This is a genomic window from Arenibacter amylolyticus (assembly GCF_002150785.1).
Lineage (GTDB): Bacteria > Bacteroidota > Bacteroidia > Flavobacteriales > Flavobacteriaceae > Arenibacter > Arenibacter amylolyticus.
Genome location: NZ_MTAZ01000004.1, coordinates 118,236 through 136,781, shown reverse-complemented (window position 1 = coordinate 136,781; position 18,546 = coordinate 118,236). Strand labels below are relative to the sequence as shown.

The window sequence follows — 18,546 nt, the reverse complement described above, 5'->3', positions numbered from 1 at the left end:
ATCCATTGAATACCGGAATAAATTTAAGGTCGATTAATAAGTTGGCCATACCCGCCACCATTGCAGGCATTGCAGAACCCGTACTGTCTATTACAGATACCGCAATCGTAGGAAACATTCCCGAATTCGGGATGGAATCCCTTGCTGCAACAGGTATTGTTGGATCTTTCCTGTCCATGCTTATTTGGGTGTTGGGCCAGACAAGAAGTGCCATTTCGGCCATTATCTCCCAATATGTGGGTGCAGACAAAAAAGATAAGATTTTGGCCCTCCCTGCCCAAGCGATATTTTTAAATATATCCATGAGTATTCTTGTTCTTCTTTCCACCATTTTTATAGTGGAAGAAATTTTTGTCCTGATGAATGCAACAGGCAAAATTCTAGAGCTATGTATCGCTTACTATTCCATACGCGTTTGGGGCTTCCCCCTAACCCTCTTCGTATTTGCGGTAATGGGTATATTTCGCGGTCTACAAAACACCTATTACCCCATGCTGATTGCCATTACAGGGGCAGTTTTAAATATTGTATTAGACATCATTTTGGTGTATGGTATTGAGGGTTATATATCTCCTATGTATTTGGAAGGCGCTGCTTGGGCCAGCCTTATGGCCCAAGGGGTGATGGCCATCATGGCCTTTGTTCTTTTGATTACCAAAACCGATATCAGCTTGGCCCTTAGATTGCCAATTCACCCAGAATTAGGCCGACTCGTAGTAATGAGTTTAAACCTATTTGTACGTGCACTGGCACTGAATGCCGCTATGATTCTCGCCGTAAGGGAAGCTACCTCCTTGGGAGATAGGTATATTGGAGCACATACCATCGCGATAAACCTTTGGTTGTTCTCGGCCTTTTTCATTGATGGATACGGAGCCGCAGGTAATATAATGGGTGGAAAACTCCTAGGCGCTAGGAATTACAACGGTCTATGGCTCTTGGCAAAGAAGATAACCACCTACGGCCTGGTCGTAAGCCTGGGATTAGTAACCCTTGGTTTTCTATTTTATTACCCTATTGGACGTGTCTTTTCTAATGACCCAGCGGTCTTGGAAACCTTCTACGCTATTTTCTTTATTTTGATACTCAGTATGCCCTTAAATATGATTGCTTTTGTCTTTGATGGCTTATTTAAAGGGCTTGGCGAAATGAAATACTTGAGAAACGTTTTACTTGTAGCATCTTTTTTGGCCTTTATTCCGCTATTGTACCTTGGAAAATATTTAGGGTGGGGAATTTATGGGATATGGGCAGCCTTTACTATTTGGATGTTGATACGTGGTGGGGCTTTGGTCTGGAAATTTAGGCAAAAGTTTCGCCCGCTACTACAAAACGTTTAATTTTGGGTGAACCATTAAGGAACGTTTCCTTAAAAACATAATCCACAAATAACCAATACGGGTCCAGAGCGGACCATAGGGGGGATTATTTCTCAAATTTATAGGACAATGGGTACAACTAGAACAAACGGCAGTTTATACGTTAAGATAGACAACGGTATTGCAACGGTAGAATTTGGCCACCCGGCCAGCAACTCCTTTGTATTGGAGCTTATGGATCGACTCACAAAAGCTTTTGATGAGTGTTCCGAAGATCCCAGTGTCCGGGTTATTATCTTAAAATCGGAGGGCGATGGCACCTTTTGTGCTGGCGCATCCTTTAATCAGCTTACACAGGTAAGCACTGCGGCCGAGGGCAAGGTGTTCTTTAGTGGGTTCGCCAATATTATAAACGCCATGAGACGTTGTAAAAAAGTAATTGTGGGCAGAATCCAGGGGAAAACCGTGGGTGGCGGACTGGGAATTATTGCAGCCTGCGATTATGTATTTGCGGCGGAAGCAGCCGCTATACGTTTATCCGAGCTCACCATTGGAATTGCGCCTCTAGTCATTGCTCCAGCAGTACAACGCAAAATAGGAGTAGCAGCATTGTCCGAGCTTTCCTTGGCACCCACCGAATGGAAAAATGCCTATTGGGCACAGGAAAAAGGCCTGTTTTCCAAGATTTTTAATACCACTGCCTCTATGGACCGTGAAATAATGCTATTCACGGAAAACCTGGCAAAATACAATCCCGAAGCCTTGGAAGAATGGCGTAAGATACTTTGGGAAGGCACCAACCAATGGGAGACCCTATTAATAGAACGGGCAGAAATGACCGGAACTTTAGCCCTGTCCGAACACACCAAAACTGTACTTCAAAAATTTAAAAAATAAAAAATGAGTAAAATCCGCCTCGAGTTTAAATGGGCCATTAGGTTTCTTCTAGCCGTTCTGGCCTGGATGATTTTAGAAAAGTACGTGGGACTGCACGATGTACATATTGCTAAACACGCTATTTACACCAACTTATTTGCCCTTGTAGCCATTACTATTTACGTATTGGCCCTGTTAGATAAGAGAAACAACGACTACGAAGGTAAAATGAGCTGGAAACAAGGCTTTACCGCCGGGGTAACCATGACTATCATCATCGCACTCTTTAGTCCGCTTACCCAATACATCAGCAGTACCGTTATCTCTCCCGATTATTTTAACAACATTATTGAATACTCCGTAGAAACCAAAAAAATGAACAGGGAGATTGCAGAGGGGTACTTTAGCCTAGGGAGTTATATGCTACAAGCCTTTTTTGGCGCTTTAACCATGGGGGTAGTTACCTCGGCCATTGTAGCTTATTTTGTAAAAAAACAATAAGTAGTGATTTTATTCGTTTTATAAGTCCGATAAATAGTCATGGATATAATAGCATTTCTTAATGGAGACCTGGTATTTCCGCTTCTTGCCCTACTTGTTCTTGTGATGTATTTTGTAAATAGACTCAACAATAGGCGTAAATACAAAAGGTAGTTTATCTAAAGGGTTCGCAGTGCGCGGAGCCCATCGTTTCCTAAATAGCTGCTTAGGGGAATTACGATAAGCACATGGTATTGCACACCATGGAGTGTAGGTTTTGGATTTAGGGTTCCCGAGTTACCAAACATGTTTCTTTAATTTTTCACCTATCAAAATATCATCAAGGCAGATAGGCCTAAGCACGGCAACTCATGAATTTTCACGGACTATTTAAAGTAGAATGCATACTTTCAGCAAGCACCTTAAGACTGTGGACTCCCTACACAGACCTGACTGTCAATCCTATAACCACTTTAAATCTCCTATAATATTTCATGGATTTGACCGATAATTTTTGTATTGAAAATTTTCGGCAAAAATGCACCTGATAATTTTAAAAATGTAGTTTTGTAAAGCTACATGTAAAAATGAAAAGAAAATTATGACAGGAGAAAAAACTTACCCCATTGACAGGGTTACCAAACCCATTCAAACTTTTATGCATCAACAAAAATCTGGAGGAATTGTTCTAGGAATTAGCGTGATAATTGCCATGATTTTAGCAAATTCACCCTTATCCGAATATTACTTCAGTTTTTTTGAACAGAAACTAGGCTTTCAATTCAACGGGGAATCTTTTCTCAATTATAGTCTACTCCATTGGATCAATGACGGGCTAATGGCGGTTTTCTTTTTTGTGCTTGGTTTGGAACTAAAGCGAGAGATTGTAGGAGGGGAACTATCCAATCCTAGAAATGCCCTACTCCCCATTGGTGGTGCCCTTGGAGGTGTAATGATTCCCGCTATTATCTATATCCTATTAAACCCTACTGGTGAAGCCAGCAATGGTTGGGGTATTCCAATGGCTACGGACATTGCCTTTGCCCTTGGCGTGCTCTACCTCTTAGGTGATAAAATTCCATTATCCTTAAAGGTGTTTTTAACCGCTTTGGCCATTATAGACGATTTAATAGCTGTTTTAGTAATTGCATTTTTCTACACTTCAGATATTTCCATACTAAGCCTTTCCATTGGTTTAGGATGTGTCTTTATTATGTTTATCGGGAATAAAATGGGGATTAGAAACATTCTATTTTATGCCATCTTAGGAATCGTGGGAGTTTGGACCGCCTTTTTGCTATCTGGTGTTCATGCGACCATTGCTTCCGTTCTAGCCGCATTTACCATTCCTGCGGATATGAGCATCAAGGAAAACACCTATATAGTAAAAATCCAAAATTACCTTGCAAAATTTAAATCTGCCGACCCAGACCATAATATCCCCACCTTAACCAGTGAGCAAATACACATCCTGGATAATCTAAAGGACGATACCAAAAAGATAATTCCGCCGCTACAACGCTTGGAACACGGAATGCATCCTTTTGTTACCTTTTTCATTATCCCTGTTTTTGCTTTGGCCAATGCAGGTGTTTCCGTAGCCATTGATATGGAGCAATTGTTAAGCACCAATATTGCACTAGGGATAGCCCTTGGCCTTGTAGTAGGGAAGATCGTTGGGGTAGTAGGGTTTACGCTCTTGCTTGTAAAACTTAAGGTAGCCCCCCTTCCTACTGGGATGACTATTAGAAACTTATTCGGGCTTGGGTTCTTGGCCTCTATTGGATTCACCATGTCCTTGTTTATTACCTCCTTGGCGTTTACAAGTGAAACCTATCTGGTACAAGCCAAAATAGGCATCTTTGTGGCCTCCATCATTGGAGCCTTCGTAGGTTATTTTTTATTGAGCAAACAAGAAGCCAAATAGCATACACAGCTCTCTCCATAGCCAAACGAGGCAGTAATGAAGGGGGGTAGCTGTTTTAAAAAGGAAATGCCCGTTTACCACGCTAGTAGACGGGCATTTTTATTTCCTATGAGCATACGGCCCGTGACTATTTTCCCAATAATGCCCATGAAGCTATGGAGAGCATCTATAGCCACGAAAATGAGGGAAACATAAAAAAGAAAAATGATTCGTTCACGAACAACCTCATCATTTTCAACCCCATACCTCCAAATTGAGATAGATTTATTATCTTTCTTAGCATAAGCCAACCACCCATGAAAAACCCCCTTACCTCCCTGACCATAGTGATGTTGTTAGTGCTATCAGCTTGCAAAGAACAACCTCGTCCTACAAAACACAAAGAAGGGAAAGCATGGTATAAGGGTAATCTTCACACCCATTCCTTTTGGAGCGATGGGGACGAGTTCCCCGAACCAATCCTACATTGGTACAAATCCAATAACTATCAATTTATAGCCTTATCGGACCACAATACCATTGCCATGGAGGAAAAATGGATACCAGTGCGTAGCGATTCCCTTTTTCAAAAAAGCTATAATAACTACTTGACCATTTATGGGGAAGAATGGGCAGAAACCAATAAGGAGTCGACCAATACCTTAGTCCGACTAAAAACCTACGAGGAATACCGTAAGCTATTTGAGAAAGAGGGGGAGTTTTTGGTAATCCAATCCGAAGAAATCACGGATAGATTTGAGGACAAGCATGTGCATATTAATGCCACAAACATACAAGAAAAAATAGATCCTCAGGGCGGCAATAGCGTCCTAGAAACCATGCAGAACAATTTGAACCAGATTTTAAAGCAGCGTCGGGAAACAGGAGCCCCCATTATGCCCCACATTAATCACCCCAACTTTTTTTACAGTATTACTTTAGAGGACATGATAGCCCTTGAAGGAGAACAGTTTTTTGAAGTATATAACGGACATCCCATGGTACATAATTTAGGCGATTCCCTTCACATTTCCACCGAAGAAATGTGGGACCTTATCAACATCTCCTATATCGCCAATAACAAACCCCTGATGTACGGATTGGCCACAGACGATTCACATAACTACCATAGAAAAGGGCATAAATGGAGCAATGCTGGAAGAGGCTGGGTAATGGTCCAGGCCGATACCTTGTCTGCCCCCTCCTTAATCCATGCCATGGAAAAGGGTGATTTTTATGCCAGCACCGGTGTTACCCTCGCAAGTTTGGACCATAGCGATGACGCTCTCACCATTGCAGTAGCTGCAGAGCCTGGGGTAGGCTACACCATTTCTTTTATCGGCTGCCTGAAGGGAGAGACAGAAACAAGGGAACTCCTATCTGTGGACGCCGCAAAAGCGCGATTTGAATTTCCAAAAGACCTCCTCTTTGTACGTGCAAAAATCACCTCAGACAAACCCCAGGAAAATCCTATAGAAAATATGAAATACGAGTTGGCATGGACACAGCCTATACTTAAAGCTCCTTAATTAACAGGAATGGGTTACCTTTGTAGCGCAAACTACAGTTATGAGTAAAATTCGTATTACCAAACAGTTTAATTTTGAGACAGGGCACGCCCTATACGGCTATGATGGCAAATGCAAGAACGTACACGGACATAGCTATAAACTTTCCGTAACGGTCATTGGAACCCCTATTACCGATACCTCCCATGTTAAGCTGGGTATGGTCATTGATTTTGGTGACCTAAAAAAAATAGTGATGGAAGAAGTGGTGGACAAATATGATCACGCGACCGTTTTCAACAAAAACACCCCCCATGTAGAATTGGCTGAGGAACTCACCAATAGGGGACACAACGTTATTTTGGCCGATTACCAACCTACCAGTGAGAATATGGTAATCCACTTTGCCGAGAAGATTAAAGGAAGGTTGCCAGAGAACATCCAACTATTTTCCCTTAGACTGCAGGAAACCGATTCTTCCTTTGCAGAATGGTACGCGTCGGACAATTAAAGATCCCTAGATGAAGTCCATTACAGTCCCAGAAGGCAAGAAAGTATACTTTTCCAGCGATCATCACCTAGGTGCCCCTACTCCCCAATTGAGTTTCCCGAGGGAAAAAAAATTGGTGGCATGGTTGGACGAGGTTAAAAAAGATGCCGCCGCTATATTTTTATTGGGCGATCTATTCGATTTTTGGTTCGAATATAAGACGGTGGTTCCAAGAGGTTTCACACGTACTCTGGGCAAACTAGCGGAAATTTCGGATGCAGGCATCCCCATTTATTATTTTGTAGGCAACCACGACCTTTGGATGAACGGCTATTTTGAAGAGGAGCTGAATATACCGGTATTTCATAAACCTCAGGTATTTTCCATAAACAACAAGGTATGCCTAATAGGTCATGGAGACGGCTTGGGACCAGGAGACAAAGGTTATAAGCGCATGAAAAAGGTATTTACCAACCCCTTGTCCAAGTGGTTGTACAACTGGCTGCATCCAGATTTGGGCGTAAAGTTGGCACAATACCTATCCGTTAAGAACAAGATGATTTCTGGCGATGAGGACGTACAATTTCTAGGGGAGGAAAACGAGTGGCTGGTACATTATTGCAGACGAAAATTGGAACAACAACATTACGATTACTTTATATTTGGGCATCGCCACCTCCCTTTGGAAATAAAACTGAATCCAACATCCACCTACGTAAATCTAGGAGATTGGATTACTTATTTCACCTATGCGGTATTCCAAGACAACAAACTCTCCTTAGAGACCTATAAACCCGAGGCTAGCAATCGCTAATCCGGCCATGCTATATTTATAGGTATTCCTTTAGAATCTCCTTTTATTCAATTAGGAAGTATTGGGTTATTTAACATCCTTCAACCTTAATTGAAGGCTAATTTTTCCTTGCCATTCGTTTTCATCTAAGGAAAAGACCGCACTAAAACCCTTTTGTTTTACCCGATCTAACTTAATCCCCAGATTAAATCCGATGGCATCAAAACTTCGTCCCCTGGACCCTATCCCAGCATCTGCAATTCTACATTTTAAATGCCCTCCATCATTACCTACCACCTTGGCATAGCCAGTATCCATCAAGTTTTCTGCCATAAACACCGGAGCTTGGTTTCCTGGACCGAATGGCGCAAATTGCTTTACAATGCGCATTAATTTAGGGCTTATGTTATCGATAGAGATAATGGCATCGACCTTAATTTCTGGCGACAACAGCTTTCTATCTATATTCTGGGACACCACCTCTTCAAAGCGGGCTTTAAAAGCCTCGTAGTTTGCCTCCAACATGGTTAATCCCGCAGCGTATTTATGTCCGCCAAACTGCTCTATGGTATCTGCACATTGTTCCAGCGCCCTGTACACATCAAATCCTTTCACGGAACGGGCAGAAGCGGCCAATTTATCCCCACTTTTGGTAAAGACAAGGGTAGGTCTATAATAGGTTTCCATTAGCCTGGATGCTACAATCCCAATAACCCCCTTATGCCAGTCATCCTTATAAACCACGGAGGTATAAGCTTCTTCCTCACTATTTTCAGAGATTTGCAGCAGCGCCTCCTTCGCTATTTCCTGATCCAGATTTCTTCTATCCGTATTATATACCTCTATTTCGCTGGCAAATACCTTTGCCTTTTCCAAATCCTGCTCTCGCAATAAGTTTACGGCGTGTTGGCCGTGCTCCATACGTCCCGCAGCGTTAATACGGGGTGCAATGATGAAAACAACATCGGTAATGGTAAGTTCCTTTTTCTTTATTTGATCGATAATGGCCTTAAACCCAATTCTAGGATTTTCATTGATTACCTTTAATCCCCAATAGGCCAGAATACGATTCTCTCCGGTAATGGGGACAATATCTGCTCCAATAGCAGTTGCCACCAAGTCTAGATAGGGAATAAGATCGTCTATGGTTTGCCCTCTCTTAGACCCTAGGGCTTGTATAAGTTTAAAACCTACCCCGCATCCACAGAGCTCGTCGTATGGATAGGGACAATCTTCCCTTTTGGGATCTAGGATGGCTACTGCCTCTGGGAGCTCACTCCCTGGTCTATGATGGTCACAGATGATAAAATCGATTCCTTTTCCCTTGGCATAAGCCACCTTATCGATAGCCTTTACCCCACAATCTAACGTAATAATAAGGGTAATATCATTGTCTTCCGCAAAATCTACCCCTTGGAAGGAAACCCCATAGCCTTCCGTATATCGGTCTGGGATATAGGTAGCCACATTGGGATAGAAAGACTCCAAGTAGGAAGACAATAAGGCTACAGAGGTAGTACCGTCCACATCATAATCTCCATAGACCAAGATATTCTCGCCCTTGGCCACTGCCTCCTCTATACGGGCAACGGCCAACTCCATATCCTTCATTAAAAAGGGATCATGGAGTTGCGACAATTTTGGTCTAAAGAACCTTTTGGCCTCGTCAAAAGTGGTAATTCCCCGTTGCACCAACAGCTGTGCCACCAAATCATCTACCCCAAGCGCAGTAGCAAGGGCATTGATCTGCTCCTCTTCCGGTTTTGGCATAATGGTCCAACGCATAGTCTTTACTCTTTTAACCTAATCCTATTCTTAAATATTACCTCTCCATCTACCTCTACCTTTAGCGTATACCGCATTTTTGGCAGGTAGGATAGGTCATAGGTAAATGTTCCCTTGTCTAAGGTACTATACAAATGGGTCTCCATAACCTTGGATTCATCCTCTTGCTGGCTAATGGTTACCGTTACCTCTTTTGCTTCATTCGCAAAATAGTCTAGCGTAACCGGCCCATCCGTTCTAGCGGGAAACATGGTTACCGATGGCGCATTATCCAAATGATAAGGAACGGAGGGCTCTACCCTAAAGTTATAAATGATATGACTTCCAAAATCGGAGTTAAAATGCTTAATGGCACGCCCAAGGGTATCTAATAGCCTTGCGTCTCCACGGCCGTCCCTAGCCTTGTACCAAAACTCTAATCCGTCTCCTGCAGAATCTTCTACCATAAAGGTATAATTCCCCTGTGGCAGTTGAAGGGTATCCCTATAGATGGTATTGGGCGAAAGGGATACGCTATCCTTTTTAAACCATACTTTTCCAAAGCTATCCGTCACCTTGTATTGATTCTGCTCTGGTTTATTATTGGTCTTAAAATAAATGACCACATTTTCGGGAAGTATGTCCGGACGGGTATAGACAGATTGCTTGGCATTATCGGCCATAAATCCATCCTTTTTACCATTTGGCCTCTTAAGCGCTACCTTAAATATAGCAGTTTCTTGCGCTGTATATATTTCCTCGGGAAGGGTCAATAATGCCGTTTCTCCGTAGGGGAGATCGCCCTCCCACTTAAACTTTTTGGGCTTTTCCCCTTCCAGTCCATAGTGCACCATTAGGGATTTCAGGTTGTTTTTCCCGTTGTTCTTAATTCTGATCACCGCTAGGGCGCCCTGCTCATTTTTACGGCTGTAGATCTCCTCATTGGAGGGATTGATTATGTCTACCAAAGTAGCATCATTGTCAGCGGTGATTTTTCCATATTCTAACACATAGGCCACCAGTAGTTCCCGGGCGCTCGGATTCTCCGTTTCATAGGGTTCCATATCCAGATCTACCGTATAGGCTTCGTTAGAACTGAGGTTAAACAATACCTCATCTGGCTGTAAGAGGTATCCAGGGCACCAATTGGCACGATCAAAGATCCAAGTACCCGCCTGAGGATATAAGGGGTTATCGCCACATTGCATCCATAATTGCTGGGAATGAATAACCTGACCATTCAAAAGAATTTCCCGGTATTTATCACAAAACTCCCCACATCCATTGGCATCCATCCCATGACCGGTCTGCAACACCTTTACTTTTCCGAAGGTAGCTTTAGAATTGGCTTGGAGGTTTACCGGCACTAGGTGATTTTCTATAGGGTCTGCCTTATCCCCATAACTGAAATAGCCATCGTAGATCTTATGAACAGCTAAGGCTTCCACAGCAGGCTTACCATAGGTAAATTCAAAATCTACGGTAACCTTCCAACCTCTTGTTTTATTGTCTTCCCATCCGGTATGGATGTAATCCACCACCACAGAATCCCTTAAAATTGGACTGAAATCCGTAATATCTACCTTCCAATTAAAACTCCAATCCTTTTGAAATCGGCCTCCATACGGGGTAAGCATCCTAGCAATTTCATAGGTAGTGGAGTCGTTTTTGGGCATCACCTTTATATGGTCTACATAATCCCAGTCTGCGCACCGCATCCCATCCGGACACTCAAATCTTAGATTTAGCATTATCTGCCTAATCTCTTTTTCTTTTCCAGGGAAGACCACTTCCCGTTTATAACTGTTTGCGCCCTTGGAAGGGTCGGTAACAATAGTTTCCTTATTATGTGAAATAATATGTTGCGTCTCTTGTGCATCTAGGCCATGAAGCACTCCAAAAAGGAGGCCTAGAATAGAAAGGTATTTTCTGATCATCAAAAAAGATATAAGGGGATTTTGGGGATTACTTTTTAAATATGGTCTTAATTTCCAAGGTTGCAAATTGCCTGAACATTTCCATGACACCACAATATTTTTCTATGGACAGGTCTACTGCACGCTGTAATTTTTTCTCGTCCAAGTTAGCTCCCTTAAAATGGTACTCTAGCCTCACCTTATTGTAGTACTTAGGATGCTCCTCGGTTATATCGGCAATGGTTTCTATGGTAAATTCTTCTACCTCCAATTTCATTTTTTTAATTAGAGAAGCCACATCCAGCCCAGAACATCCTGCCAAACTGGTTAACATTAACGCCTTGGGGCGAAATCCTTGACCTTCCCCTCCATCTTCGGGAGCAACATCTATAATTAATTTGTTACCAGAGATATTATTGCTTTCAAAGGTCATGTTACCAAGCCATTTAGTAGTAATATGATTTGTCATCGATATAAATTTTTTGTTACTTGTATTGCCCAAAAATACGTATAAAAACACAACCATGCCGCTCGTTAACCCATTAGATATAAACCACGATCCCGAAACAAAAGTTTTGGCCGAATTTTTTAACGAAACTCTGGGGTTTTGTCCAAATTCTGTATTGACCATGCAGCATAGGCCCGAAATCTCCAAAGCTTTCATACAATTAAACAAGGCAGTAATGGCCAATCATGGGCGGGTAGACGCTACCTTAAAGCGCATGATCGCATGGGTGAGCAGCAATGCTACGGGCTGTAGATATTGCCAGGCACACGCCATATTGGCCGCAGAACGCTATGGTACCGACAACGAAAAGCTGAACAATATTTGGGAATATCGGACACATGCGGCCTTCACGGAAGCCGAAAGGGCCGCTTTAGACTTTAGTTTGGCAGCTTCCCAAGTCCCCAACACCATGAATGCAAAAGTCAAAAAAAACCTGTACAAATATTGGGATGAAGGTGAGATTGTAGAAATGCTGGGCGTAATTTCCCTTTTTGGATTCCTTAATAGATGGAACGATACCATGGGCACCACTTTGGAGAAAGATGCGGTTGACTGTGGCAAACGCTATTTGGAGAAATACGGATGGGAGAAGGGAAAACACGTTTAGAATCCTCCACTACTCCTCTAGGATTTATAAATACGTTCAAATTAATAACACCTCCAATAAATAAATGGTGAACATTCCCCAAAAGGTACCGGTTGCCATACTAAGAATGGCCAGTATCACTGCATGGGGCATCCATTTCTCCTCATAGGCAGCCGTAACTGCAGGGGCAGTAGCAATTCCACCAACATTGGCCATACTGGCTATGGGTACCCACGCCATATTAATATTCAATAGCTTGGCTACCCCTATCATAAAAACAAAATGCCCAAGCAGCCAAACGATTAAAAATCCGAGGAAAGAGGTGTTAAAGCCCAGCGTCGCGATTCGTAATTTCAACCCCAAAACGGCCATCACGATAATTATTAGTATACCACCAAATTTTAGAACAAACCTAAAGTTCCACCTAGGAAAAACATTGCTTAGTAGCAATCCAATTATAGAAAGCACTATAATCTTAACCACAAAGCTATCAAGGATCCAATTGCACAATACAACAAACGAAAAGAGCACTAAAAAACAAACCCATCCCGACCATACGTGTTTCTTAACAGATCTTAGCTCTTGGGGCATCCCAAAATCCGTAATCCCCAATTTTCGATTTAGGAACTTACTTTTCTTAATGATCTGGAACATTAATATGGTCCAGACATTTACCAACACATTATCCATCACCAATACGGAAAGAAAAATATTCTCAGGACAATCTACCAATTCCTTTAAGACCAACTGACTGGTACTGCCCCCGATCCAACTCCCAACAATTGGCGGAATACCCTTCCAATATCCCTCGGCGACCAAGGTAATGGAAACCAGGGAGGTTTCTGAAAACCACAGACTGAGAATAACGGGCAACAAAGCAATACAAAATGACCCGGAAATAAATAATAGAATAGGTTTCCACCCAATAGATTTTAGCTGCATCATGGATAAGCTCCCCATTACCGCGATTATAGCCAAGGGCACAAAATAATCTTTACTGTATTGATGGATTGTTGCTTGGGATAGGTCTAGCTGTAACACATAGGATATAATGGCAGGAATAATATATGCCAGAAGAATAGCGGGAACCCAATCGAAGAGGGATTTAATATGCCTATTTTCCCATCGATCCAAAAAATAGATCGAGAGTACCGTAATTAGGGTAATAAACCAAGGTAATAACATTACCTCAATTTAGTTTTTTTTAAGCGGATTTTGAACTATTTATTTTTTACCCGCCAACACAATTACAATTTCCCCTTTTGGTGGGTTTTCGGTAAAGTGCGCCAACACCTCTTCCAGGGTACCACGTATAGTTTCCTCGTACATTTTGCTAAGCTCCCTAGAAACCGAGACCTGCCTTTCCGACCCAAAATAGGAGACAAAATGCCCCAAGGTCTTCACCAGTTTATGGGGAGATTCATAAAAAATAAGGGTTCTGGGTTCCTCGGCAAGGAGGGTAAGCCTGGTTTGCCTCCCCTTTTTTACGGGCAAAAACCCTTCAAACACAAACTTATCATTGGGCAGGCCACTGTTAACCAAAGCGGGTACAAAGGCCGTAGCCCCCGGTAGACAATCTACCTCTATATGGTTTTGCACACAGGCCCTAGTCAATAAAAATCCAGGATCCGAAATAGCTGGGGTGCCTGCATCAGAGATAAGTGCAATGTTCTCCCCAGCCTGTAGTCGCTTTACAATTCCGTCTACCATTTTATGCTCGTTGTGCATATGGTGACTCTGCATATTGGTTTCTATCCCATAATGATGCAGCAACTTACCACTGGTTCTGGTATCTTCCGCTAAAATAAGATCTACTTCCTTTAGCACCCTAATGGCCCTAAAGGTAATATCCTCCAAATTTCCTATTGGTGTAGGTACAATGTATAATTTCCCCATGAACAGTTGTGATAGCTGGTAAAAATAATGAAAAATGCCCCCAAGGGCACACCTATATCCCACAAAATACCCTTGGGTATGGTATTTTGGAATAGGCAGCTTGCAATTGAAAAATTTTTAAAGCAGTTCTCTAGGAAAACTTTCTTGAGATCATATCCATAAAGCGCTTTTCGTACTCTTCCTTGCCCACCCAGTTATCATAATCTGGTTTTACCATATTAACAATAAAAGCAATAGATCGCTCTTCCGTATCTATGGTACTAAGCTGAGACAAGACCCTATTGTAGTCTTCCATACTATTATTGAAAAGATGCTTCACAAAGGCCAGTTTATCATTGAGGTCTATCTTGATATTCCTATGGACCTGGGTGGTGTCTTTACTACTTACAGGATTAGCCTGACTCCCCTCTTTGCGCATAAAAAGGTCCTTATCATTGATGAGCTCCTGTTTGGAAGTAAATTGGGAAAGCACCTCATCTATGGTGGTAGAACTAGGCATCTCTGAAACCATATCCTTTATGGTGTCGATTCCTGGGGTAATAATATCCTCTTTGTGCGGATTGCTTTCGGGTACGGAGGAATTGGCACTTAAAACGGAATTGGCCATGGTTTCAAATCTTGAGCCGATAGAACTCTTGGAAACATCGATCTCTACCTCGTTTAACTTATCCTCTATATATTTTAACACCGCTAACTTTTCATATAATTCCCTGGAGGTTTCGTAAAGGGAAGAAATGTCCCCCATGTCCCGGGCAGTTAGGATTTCGGTCGATAATTTTCTCAGTTCCTCTTTAAGTCTCTTTTTCATGTTCATAAGTTTTACCAAAGTTGGACTCCTAGGGAGCACCATTATCACAATTCTACAAGTAATATAAGGGTGGCAATCAAAAGATGGCCCCTAGTCCAACTTTTCTCAACAATAATGCCACTTGGATTATTTTTTTAATAATTTTATGCCTCCTATTAAATTAACGGAAAACAAATTACTTTCGTCTAAAATTACAAAATGTTTCTCGAAAATACTGTTAACCCTAAAGAACAATTCGGATGGATAGAAGTTATCTGTGGTTCTATGTTCTCTGGAAAGACCGAGGAACTTATCCGACGTTTAAAAAGAGCCCAGTTTGCCAAGCAGAAAGTGGAAATTTTTAAACCCATGATAGATACTCGCTATCATGAAGAAATGGTTGTTTCCCACGATGCAAACGAAATACGCTCTACCCCGGTACCAGCAGCTACTAATATCCGATTGCTTGCCGATGGTTGTGATGTGGTGGGTATTGACGAAGCTCAATTTTTTGACGACGAAATAGTAGCGGTCTGCAACGATTTGGCCAATAAGGGGATCCGCGTAGTGGTAGCAGGCTTAGATATGGATTTCAAGGGCAATCCCTTTGGCCCCATGCCCGCGCTAATGGCCACCGCAGAATACGTTACCAAGGTACATGCCGTGTGCACCCGTACCGGAAACTTGGCCAACTATAGTTTTAGAAAGACCCGTAGTGAAAATTTAGTACTCTTGGGTGAAACGGAAGAGTACGAACCCTTAAGCAGAGCTGCCTACTACAAGGCAATGCTAAAGGAAAAAGTGAATGCTATACAAGTTACTTCCCAGGAGGTGATATTGCCAAAAGAAAATAAATGAGCAAGGTTCAAGAAACCGTTCTAGAGATAGATCTCCATGCCCTAGAACACAATTACAACCACCTAAGGTCTAAGATTAAGAAAGATACCAAATTTTTAGGAGTGGTTAAAGCATTTGCCTATGGTAGCGATTCCGTAGCCATTGCAAAAAAACTGGAAAACTTGGGAGCCGATTATCTGGCCGTTGCCTATACCAATGAAGGGGTGGCTTTGCGAGAAGCAGGTGTAACACTGCCCATCCTAGTACTACATCCACAACGCGTCTGTTTTCCCAGAATAATAGAACACCGGTTAGAACCAAGCCTGTATTCCCCACTGGTTTTAACTTCCTTTTTACGGACTGCCAAAGCATTGCAGCAAACTAGGTATCCAGTGCATTTAAAACTTAATACTGGTCTCAATAGAATAGGGTTCTCGGAAAGGGAGGTAGATTTTCTCATAGAGCAACTACAAGGGGCTAAGGAAGTAAAAGTAGCCTCCTTATTTTCTCACTTGGCGGCTTCCGAAGATATAAACGAACAGGAGTTTTCCCTTTCCCAAATTGAGGCTTTTAAGCGGATCGCCACCCAATTATTGGATAAAATTGAAGACCGCCCACTCTTACATTTATTAAATACCTCCGGAATAATTAATTATCCCCAGGCCCAATTTGATATGGTTAGAAGCGGAATAGGCATCTATGGCTATGGTAATGAAGCCTCCGAAGACGCCCAACTGATTCCGGTTGCCACCCTAAAAACCATTATTTCCCAGATCCACAAGATTGAACCCAACCAAAGTGTAGGCTACAACAGAGGCTTTATAGCTACTTCCCCTACGGTTACCGCTACCTTACCCTTGGGACACGCCGATGGATTGGGAAGAATCTACGGCAACCACAAAGGACACGTATGGGTCAATGGAACACTGGCACCCATTATTGGAAATGTGTGTATGGATATGGTGATGATAGATATTACTGGAATAAAATGCCAAGAAGGGGACGAAGTAATTGTTTTTGGCAAGACTCACAGTGCAGATACCATGGCCGCGTACGCCGATACCATCTCCTACGAACTACTAACAGGAATTTCTCAACGAATAAAGCGGGTTTACATCGGGAAATAATTTTTAGCATTTTGTTAAGATAGATTTTTTTTATTACATTGCAGTACTGCAAAAACCAACCAATAAACTAAACCATCGCGTATGCTAAAGGAATTCAAGAATTTTATCATGACGGGAAATGTCATTGATTTAGCCGTTGCAGTTATTCTGGCGGGTGCCGTGAGCCTAGTGGTGAATGGCTTTGTAAATGACATTATGATGCCTATTGTAGGGTATTTTACCGGCGGTATGGATTTCTCAGAAATGCAGATCGTACTCTCCGAAGCAGTAGTTGCATCCGATGGGACTGTCACCAAACCAGAAAGTGCTATCCGTTATGGAGCATGGGTAAATTCTATCGTTAATTTAGTAATTGTAGGCTTTGTACTTTTCGTTATTGTAAAGGCGTACAACAAAACCAAAAAACCACCCGCTCCTAAAAAAGAAGCACCCAAAGGACCTAGTCAGGAAGAATTATTGACCCAGATTAGGGACCTATTAAAGAAACAATAAAACCAATCTTATTGTACCGGTCTAAAGATTAGACCACCAACTAACCAATCAACCCAAACCGTTAGCCTTGTCATTAGCACAAAGCTGACGGTTTTTTTCCGCACCAATGTTTTATATGTAACAATCTGTTATATTTTTAATAAAATTAGATGAATTGCTTGTACCCAACGCTTTAATGAGTACCTTTGCCGTCTCAATTTTAATTTTATTACAATGAAAGTAGCTGTAGTTGGAGCAACTGGAATGGTTGGAGAAGTAATGCTGAACGTATTGGCAGAACGCAACTTTCCATTAACCGAATTGTTATTGGTAGCCTCAGAAAGATCGGTAGGTAAAAAATTAACTTTCCAAGGAAAGGAGCATACGCTTATTGGCTTACAAACCGCTTTGGAAGCCAAACCAAACTTGGTAGTCTTTTCGGCAGGTGGCGACACCTCATTGGAATGGGCCCCTAAATTTGCAGCGGCCGGAATTACGGTTATAGACAACTCTTCCGCTTGGAGAATGGATCCTAGCAAAAAGTTGATTGTTCCGGAGATTAATGCCCATGAACTCACCGAGGAAGACAAGATTATTGCCAGCCCAAACTGTTCTACCATTCAGTTGGTTATGGCCCTATCACCGCTACACAATAAATACAAAATGAAACGTGTGGTAGTTTCTACCTACCAGTCCGTATCTGGGACAGGTGTAAAAGCGGTTCAACAGTTAGAAAATGAAATTGCCGGCGTAGAAGGAGAAATGGCCTATCCGTACCCAATTGGGAAAAATGCGCTACCTCATTGCGATGTATTCTTGGAAAACGGCTATACCAAAGAAGAAATGAAATTGGCCCAGGAGCCTATAAAAATACTTAACGACAATAGCTTCTCGGTATCGGCCACTGCAGTACGTATCCCTACCTCTGGCGGACATTCCGAATCTGTAAATGTAGAGTTCGAGAACGACTTTGAACTTTCCGAGGTTCGTAAAATGCTAAGCGAAACCAAAGGTATTGTTGTACAGGATAATACAGATACCAACACCTACCCAATGCCTATTTATGCCCATGGCAAGGACGACGTATTTGTTGGAAGAATCCGAAGGGATGAAACCCAAGCAAACACACTAAACATGTGGATCGTTGCAGACAACCTAAGAAAAGGTGCCGCCACCAACGTAATACAGATTGCAGAGTACTTGGTAGAGAATAAATTGGTATAACTCACTACCTAGGACTGCCATTTGGCACCACGTTTTTACAACATCCTCCGCAAGGAGA

18 protein-coding genes are annotated in these 18,546 nt (G+C 42.2%); 12 read left to right on the top strand and 6 right to left on the bottom strand.

What is annotated here, in order from left to right:
- The first annotated feature begins 5 nt into the window (after nucleotides 1-5).
- The 7 genes from BV214_RS01360 to BV214_RS01325 all read left to right on the top strand — a co-directional run bounded on the left by BV214_RS01360 (nucleotide 6) and on the right by BV214_RS01325 (nucleotide 7,393).
- The gene (locus BV214_RS01360; RefSeq protein WP_086475675.1) at nucleotides 6-1,340 is read left to right on the top strand and encodes an MATE family efflux transporter; all 1,335 of its coding nucleotides are present in this window, start codon (nucleotides 6-8) and stop codon (nucleotides 1,338-1,340) included.
- A 108-nt stretch (nucleotides 1,341-1,448) separates the two neighbouring features.
- Nucleotides 1,449-2,216 carry an enoyl-CoA hydratase/isomerase family protein gene (locus tag BV214_RS01355; protein WP_086475674.1) on the top strand — a complete coding sequence of 256 codons (768 nt, stop codon included), beginning with the start codon at nucleotides 1,449-1,451 and terminating at the stop codon, nucleotides 2,214-2,216.
- 3 nt (nucleotides 2,217-2,219) lie between these two features.
- On the top strand, nucleotides 2,220-2,696 hold the full coding sequence (locus BV214_RS01350) for a DUF4199 domain-containing protein (RefSeq protein ID WP_086475673.1): 477 nt from the start codon (nucleotides 2,220-2,222) through the stop codon (nucleotides 2,694-2,696).
- Nucleotides 2,697-3,276: 580 nt separating this feature from the next.
- Nucleotides 3,277-4,602: a Na+/H+ antiporter NhaA gene (nhaA, locus tag BV214_RS01345; RefSeq protein WP_086475672.1), complete on the top strand. Its 1,326-nt coding sequence runs from the start codon at nucleotides 3,277-3,279 to the stop codon at nucleotides 4,600-4,602.
- Between the two features lie 296 nt (nucleotides 4,603-4,898).
- Entirely contained in the window at nucleotides 4,899-6,110 is a 1,212-nt protein-coding gene (locus BV214_RS01335) for a CehA/McbA family metallohydrolase domain-containing protein (protein ID WP_086475670.1), read from the top strand.
- A 40-nt stretch (nucleotides 6,111-6,150) separates the two neighbouring features.
- On the top strand, nucleotides 6,151-6,600 hold the full coding sequence (locus tag BV214_RS01330) for a 6-pyruvoyl trahydropterin synthase family protein (protein WP_086475669.1): 450 nt from the start codon (nucleotides 6,151-6,153) through the stop codon (nucleotides 6,598-6,600).
- A 10-nt stretch (nucleotides 6,601-6,610) separates the two neighbouring features.
- The gene (locus BV214_RS01325) at nucleotides 6,611-7,393 is read left to right on the top strand and encodes a UDP-2,3-diacylglucosamine diphosphatase (protein ID WP_176328433.1); all 783 of its coding nucleotides are present in this window, start codon (nucleotides 6,611-6,613) and stop codon (nucleotides 7,391-7,393) included.
- A gap of 66 nt (nucleotides 7,394-7,459) precedes the next feature.
- Here the strand turns inward: BV214_RS01325 and recJ are convergent, their stop codons facing one another.
- Genes recJ through BV214_RS01310 form a run of 3 tightly spaced genes read right to left on the bottom strand, consistent with a single transcriptional unit; the run spans nucleotide 7,460 to nucleotide 11,521 of the window.
- The gene (gene recJ / locus BV214_RS01320; protein ID WP_086475668.1) at nucleotides 7,460-9,157 is read right to left on the bottom strand and encodes a single-stranded-DNA-specific exonuclease RecJ; all 1,698 of its coding nucleotides are present in this window, start codon (nucleotides 9,155-9,157) and stop codon (nucleotides 7,460-7,462) included.
- 5 nt (nucleotides 9,158-9,162) lie between these two features.
- Nucleotides 9,163-11,073 (bottom strand): peptide-N-glycosidase F-related protein, encoded by a 1,911-nt coding sequence (locus BV214_RS01315; RefSeq protein WP_086475667.1) that lies wholly within the window; start codon nucleotides 11,071-11,073, stop codon nucleotides 9,163-9,165.
- Nucleotides 11,074-11,101: 28 nt separating this feature from the next.
- Nucleotides 11,102-11,521 carry an OsmC family protein gene (locus tag BV214_RS01310; protein ID WP_176328432.1) on the bottom strand — a complete coding sequence of 140 codons (420 nt, stop codon included), beginning with the start codon at nucleotides 11,519-11,521 and terminating at the stop codon, nucleotides 11,102-11,104.
- Between the two features lie 55 nt (nucleotides 11,522-11,576).
- Here BV214_RS01310 and BV214_RS01305 point away from each other — a divergent pair, with 55 nt between their 5' ends.
- Nucleotides 11,577-12,167, top strand: coding sequence for a carboxymuconolactone decarboxylase family protein (locus BV214_RS01305; RefSeq protein ID WP_086475666.1), 591 nt, complete (start codon nucleotides 11,577-11,579; stop codon nucleotides 12,165-12,167).
- 36 nt (nucleotides 12,168-12,203) lie between these two features.
- Here BV214_RS01305 and BV214_RS01300 read toward each other — a convergent pair whose 3' ends face one another.
- The 3 genes from BV214_RS01300 to BV214_RS01290 form a co-directional block, all read right to left on the bottom strand.
- Nucleotides 12,204-13,331 carry a DUF819 family protein gene (locus BV214_RS01300; RefSeq protein ID WP_086475665.1) on the bottom strand — a complete coding sequence of 376 codons (1,128 nt, stop codon included), beginning with the start codon at nucleotides 13,329-13,331 and terminating at the stop codon, nucleotides 12,204-12,206.
- Nucleotides 13,332-13,370: 39 nt separating this feature from the next.
- On the bottom strand, nucleotides 13,371-14,042 hold the full coding sequence (gene rsmI, locus BV214_RS01295) for a 16S rRNA (cytidine(1402)-2'-O)-methyltransferase (RefSeq protein WP_086475664.1): 672 nt from the start codon (nucleotides 14,040-14,042) through the stop codon (nucleotides 13,371-13,373).
- Between the two features lie 130 nt (nucleotides 14,043-14,172).
- Nucleotides 14,173-14,850, bottom strand: coding sequence for a hypothetical protein (locus BV214_RS01290; RefSeq protein WP_086476003.1), 678 nt, complete (start codon nucleotides 14,848-14,850; stop codon nucleotides 14,173-14,175).
- 198 nt (nucleotides 14,851-15,048) lie between these two features.
- Between BV214_RS01290 and BV214_RS01285 the strand changes: the two genes are divergently transcribed.
- From BV214_RS01285 to BV214_RS01270, 4 genes are all read left to right on the top strand, one after another.
- Nucleotides 15,049-15,687, top strand: a complete 639-nt coding sequence (locus BV214_RS01285) for a thymidine kinase (protein ID WP_086475663.1) — start codon at nucleotides 15,049-15,051, stop codon at nucleotides 15,685-15,687.
- Nucleotides 15,684-16,793 carry an alanine racemase gene (gene alr / locus BV214_RS01280; RefSeq protein ID WP_086475662.1) on the top strand — a complete coding sequence of 370 codons (1,110 nt, stop codon included), beginning with the start codon at nucleotides 15,684-15,686 and terminating at the stop codon, nucleotides 16,791-16,793. Before BV214_RS01285 ends, alr begins: the two co-directional genes overlap by 4 nt.
- An 81-nt stretch (nucleotides 16,794-16,874) precedes the next feature.
- Nucleotides 16,875-17,285: a large conductance mechanosensitive channel protein MscL gene (gene mscL, locus BV214_RS01275; RefSeq protein ID WP_086475661.1), complete on the top strand. Its 411-nt coding sequence runs from the start codon at nucleotides 16,875-16,877 to the stop codon at nucleotides 17,283-17,285.
- 213 nt (nucleotides 17,286-17,498) lie between these two features.
- Nucleotides 17,499-18,488: an aspartate-semialdehyde dehydrogenase gene (locus tag BV214_RS01270; protein ID WP_086475660.1), complete on the top strand. Its 990-nt coding sequence runs from the start codon at nucleotides 17,499-17,501 to the stop codon at nucleotides 18,486-18,488.
- Nucleotides 18,489-18,546: the final 58 nt, after the last annotated feature.

What these genes read in the sequence shown, in the direction of transcription:
- BV214_RS01335 (WP_086475670.1), top strand. Translation starts at nt 4,899, where the DNA reads ATGAAAAACCCCCTTACCTCCCTGACCATAGTGATGTTGTTAGTGCTA.
- BV214_RS01305 (WP_086475666.1), top strand. Translation starts at nt 11,577, where the DNA reads ATGCCGCTCGTTAACCCATTAGATATAAACCACGATCCCGAAACAAAA.
- BV214_RS01285 (WP_086475663.1), top strand. Translation starts at nt 15,049, where the DNA reads ATGTTTCTCGAAAATACTGTTAACCCTAAAGAACAATTCGGATGGATA.
- BV214_RS01290 (WP_086476003.1), bottom strand. Translation starts at nt 14,850, where the DNA reads ATGAAAAAGAGACTTAAAGAGGAACTGAGAAAATTATCGACCGAAATC.
- BV214_RS01355 (WP_086475674.1), top strand. Translation starts at nt 1,449, where the DNA reads ATGGGTACAACTAGAACAAACGGCAGTTTATACGTTAAGATAGACAAC.
- BV214_RS01330 (WP_086475669.1), top strand. Translation starts at nt 6,151, where the DNA reads ATGAGTAAAATTCGTATTACCAAACAGTTTAATTTTGAGACAGGGCAC.
- BV214_RS01325 (WP_176328433.1), top strand. Translation starts at nt 6,611, where the DNA reads ATGAAGTCCATTACAGTCCCAGAAGGCAAGAAAGTATACTTTTCCAGC.
- BV214_RS01350 (WP_086475673.1), top strand. Translation starts at nt 2,220, where the DNA reads ATGAGTAAAATCCGCCTCGAGTTTAAATGGGCCATTAGGTTTCTTCTA.
- mscL (WP_086475661.1), top strand. Translation starts at nt 16,875, where the DNA reads ATGCTAAAGGAATTCAAGAATTTTATCATGACGGGAAATGTCATTGAT.
- BV214_RS01310 (WP_176328432.1), bottom strand. Translation starts at nt 11,521, where the DNA reads ATGACAAATCATATTACTACTAAATGGCTTGGTAACATGACCTTTGAA.
- BV214_RS01315 (WP_086475667.1), bottom strand. Translation starts at nt 11,073, where the DNA reads ATGATCAGAAAATACCTTTCTATTCTAGGCCTCCTTTTTGGAGTGCTT.
- rsmI (WP_086475664.1), bottom strand. Translation starts at nt 14,042, where the DNA reads ATGGGGAAATTATACATTGTACCTACACCAATAGGAAATTTGGAGGAT.
- BV214_RS01270 (WP_086475660.1), top strand. Translation starts at nt 17,499, where the DNA reads ATGAAAGTAGCTGTAGTTGGAGCAACTGGAATGGTTGGAGAAGTAATG.
- recJ (WP_086475668.1), bottom strand. Translation starts at nt 9,157, where the DNA reads ATGCGTTGGACCATTATGCCAAAACCGGAAGAGGAGCAGATCAATGCC.
- nhaA (WP_086475672.1), top strand. Translation starts at nt 3,277, where the DNA reads ATGACAGGAGAAAAAACTTACCCCATTGACAGGGTTACCAAACCCATT.
- alr (WP_086475662.1), top strand. Translation starts at nt 15,684, where the DNA reads ATGAGCAAGGTTCAAGAAACCGTTCTAGAGATAGATCTCCATGCCCTA.
- BV214_RS01300 (WP_086475665.1), bottom strand. Translation starts at nt 13,331, where the DNA reads ATGTTATTACCTTGGTTTATTACCCTAATTACGGTACTCTCGATCTAT.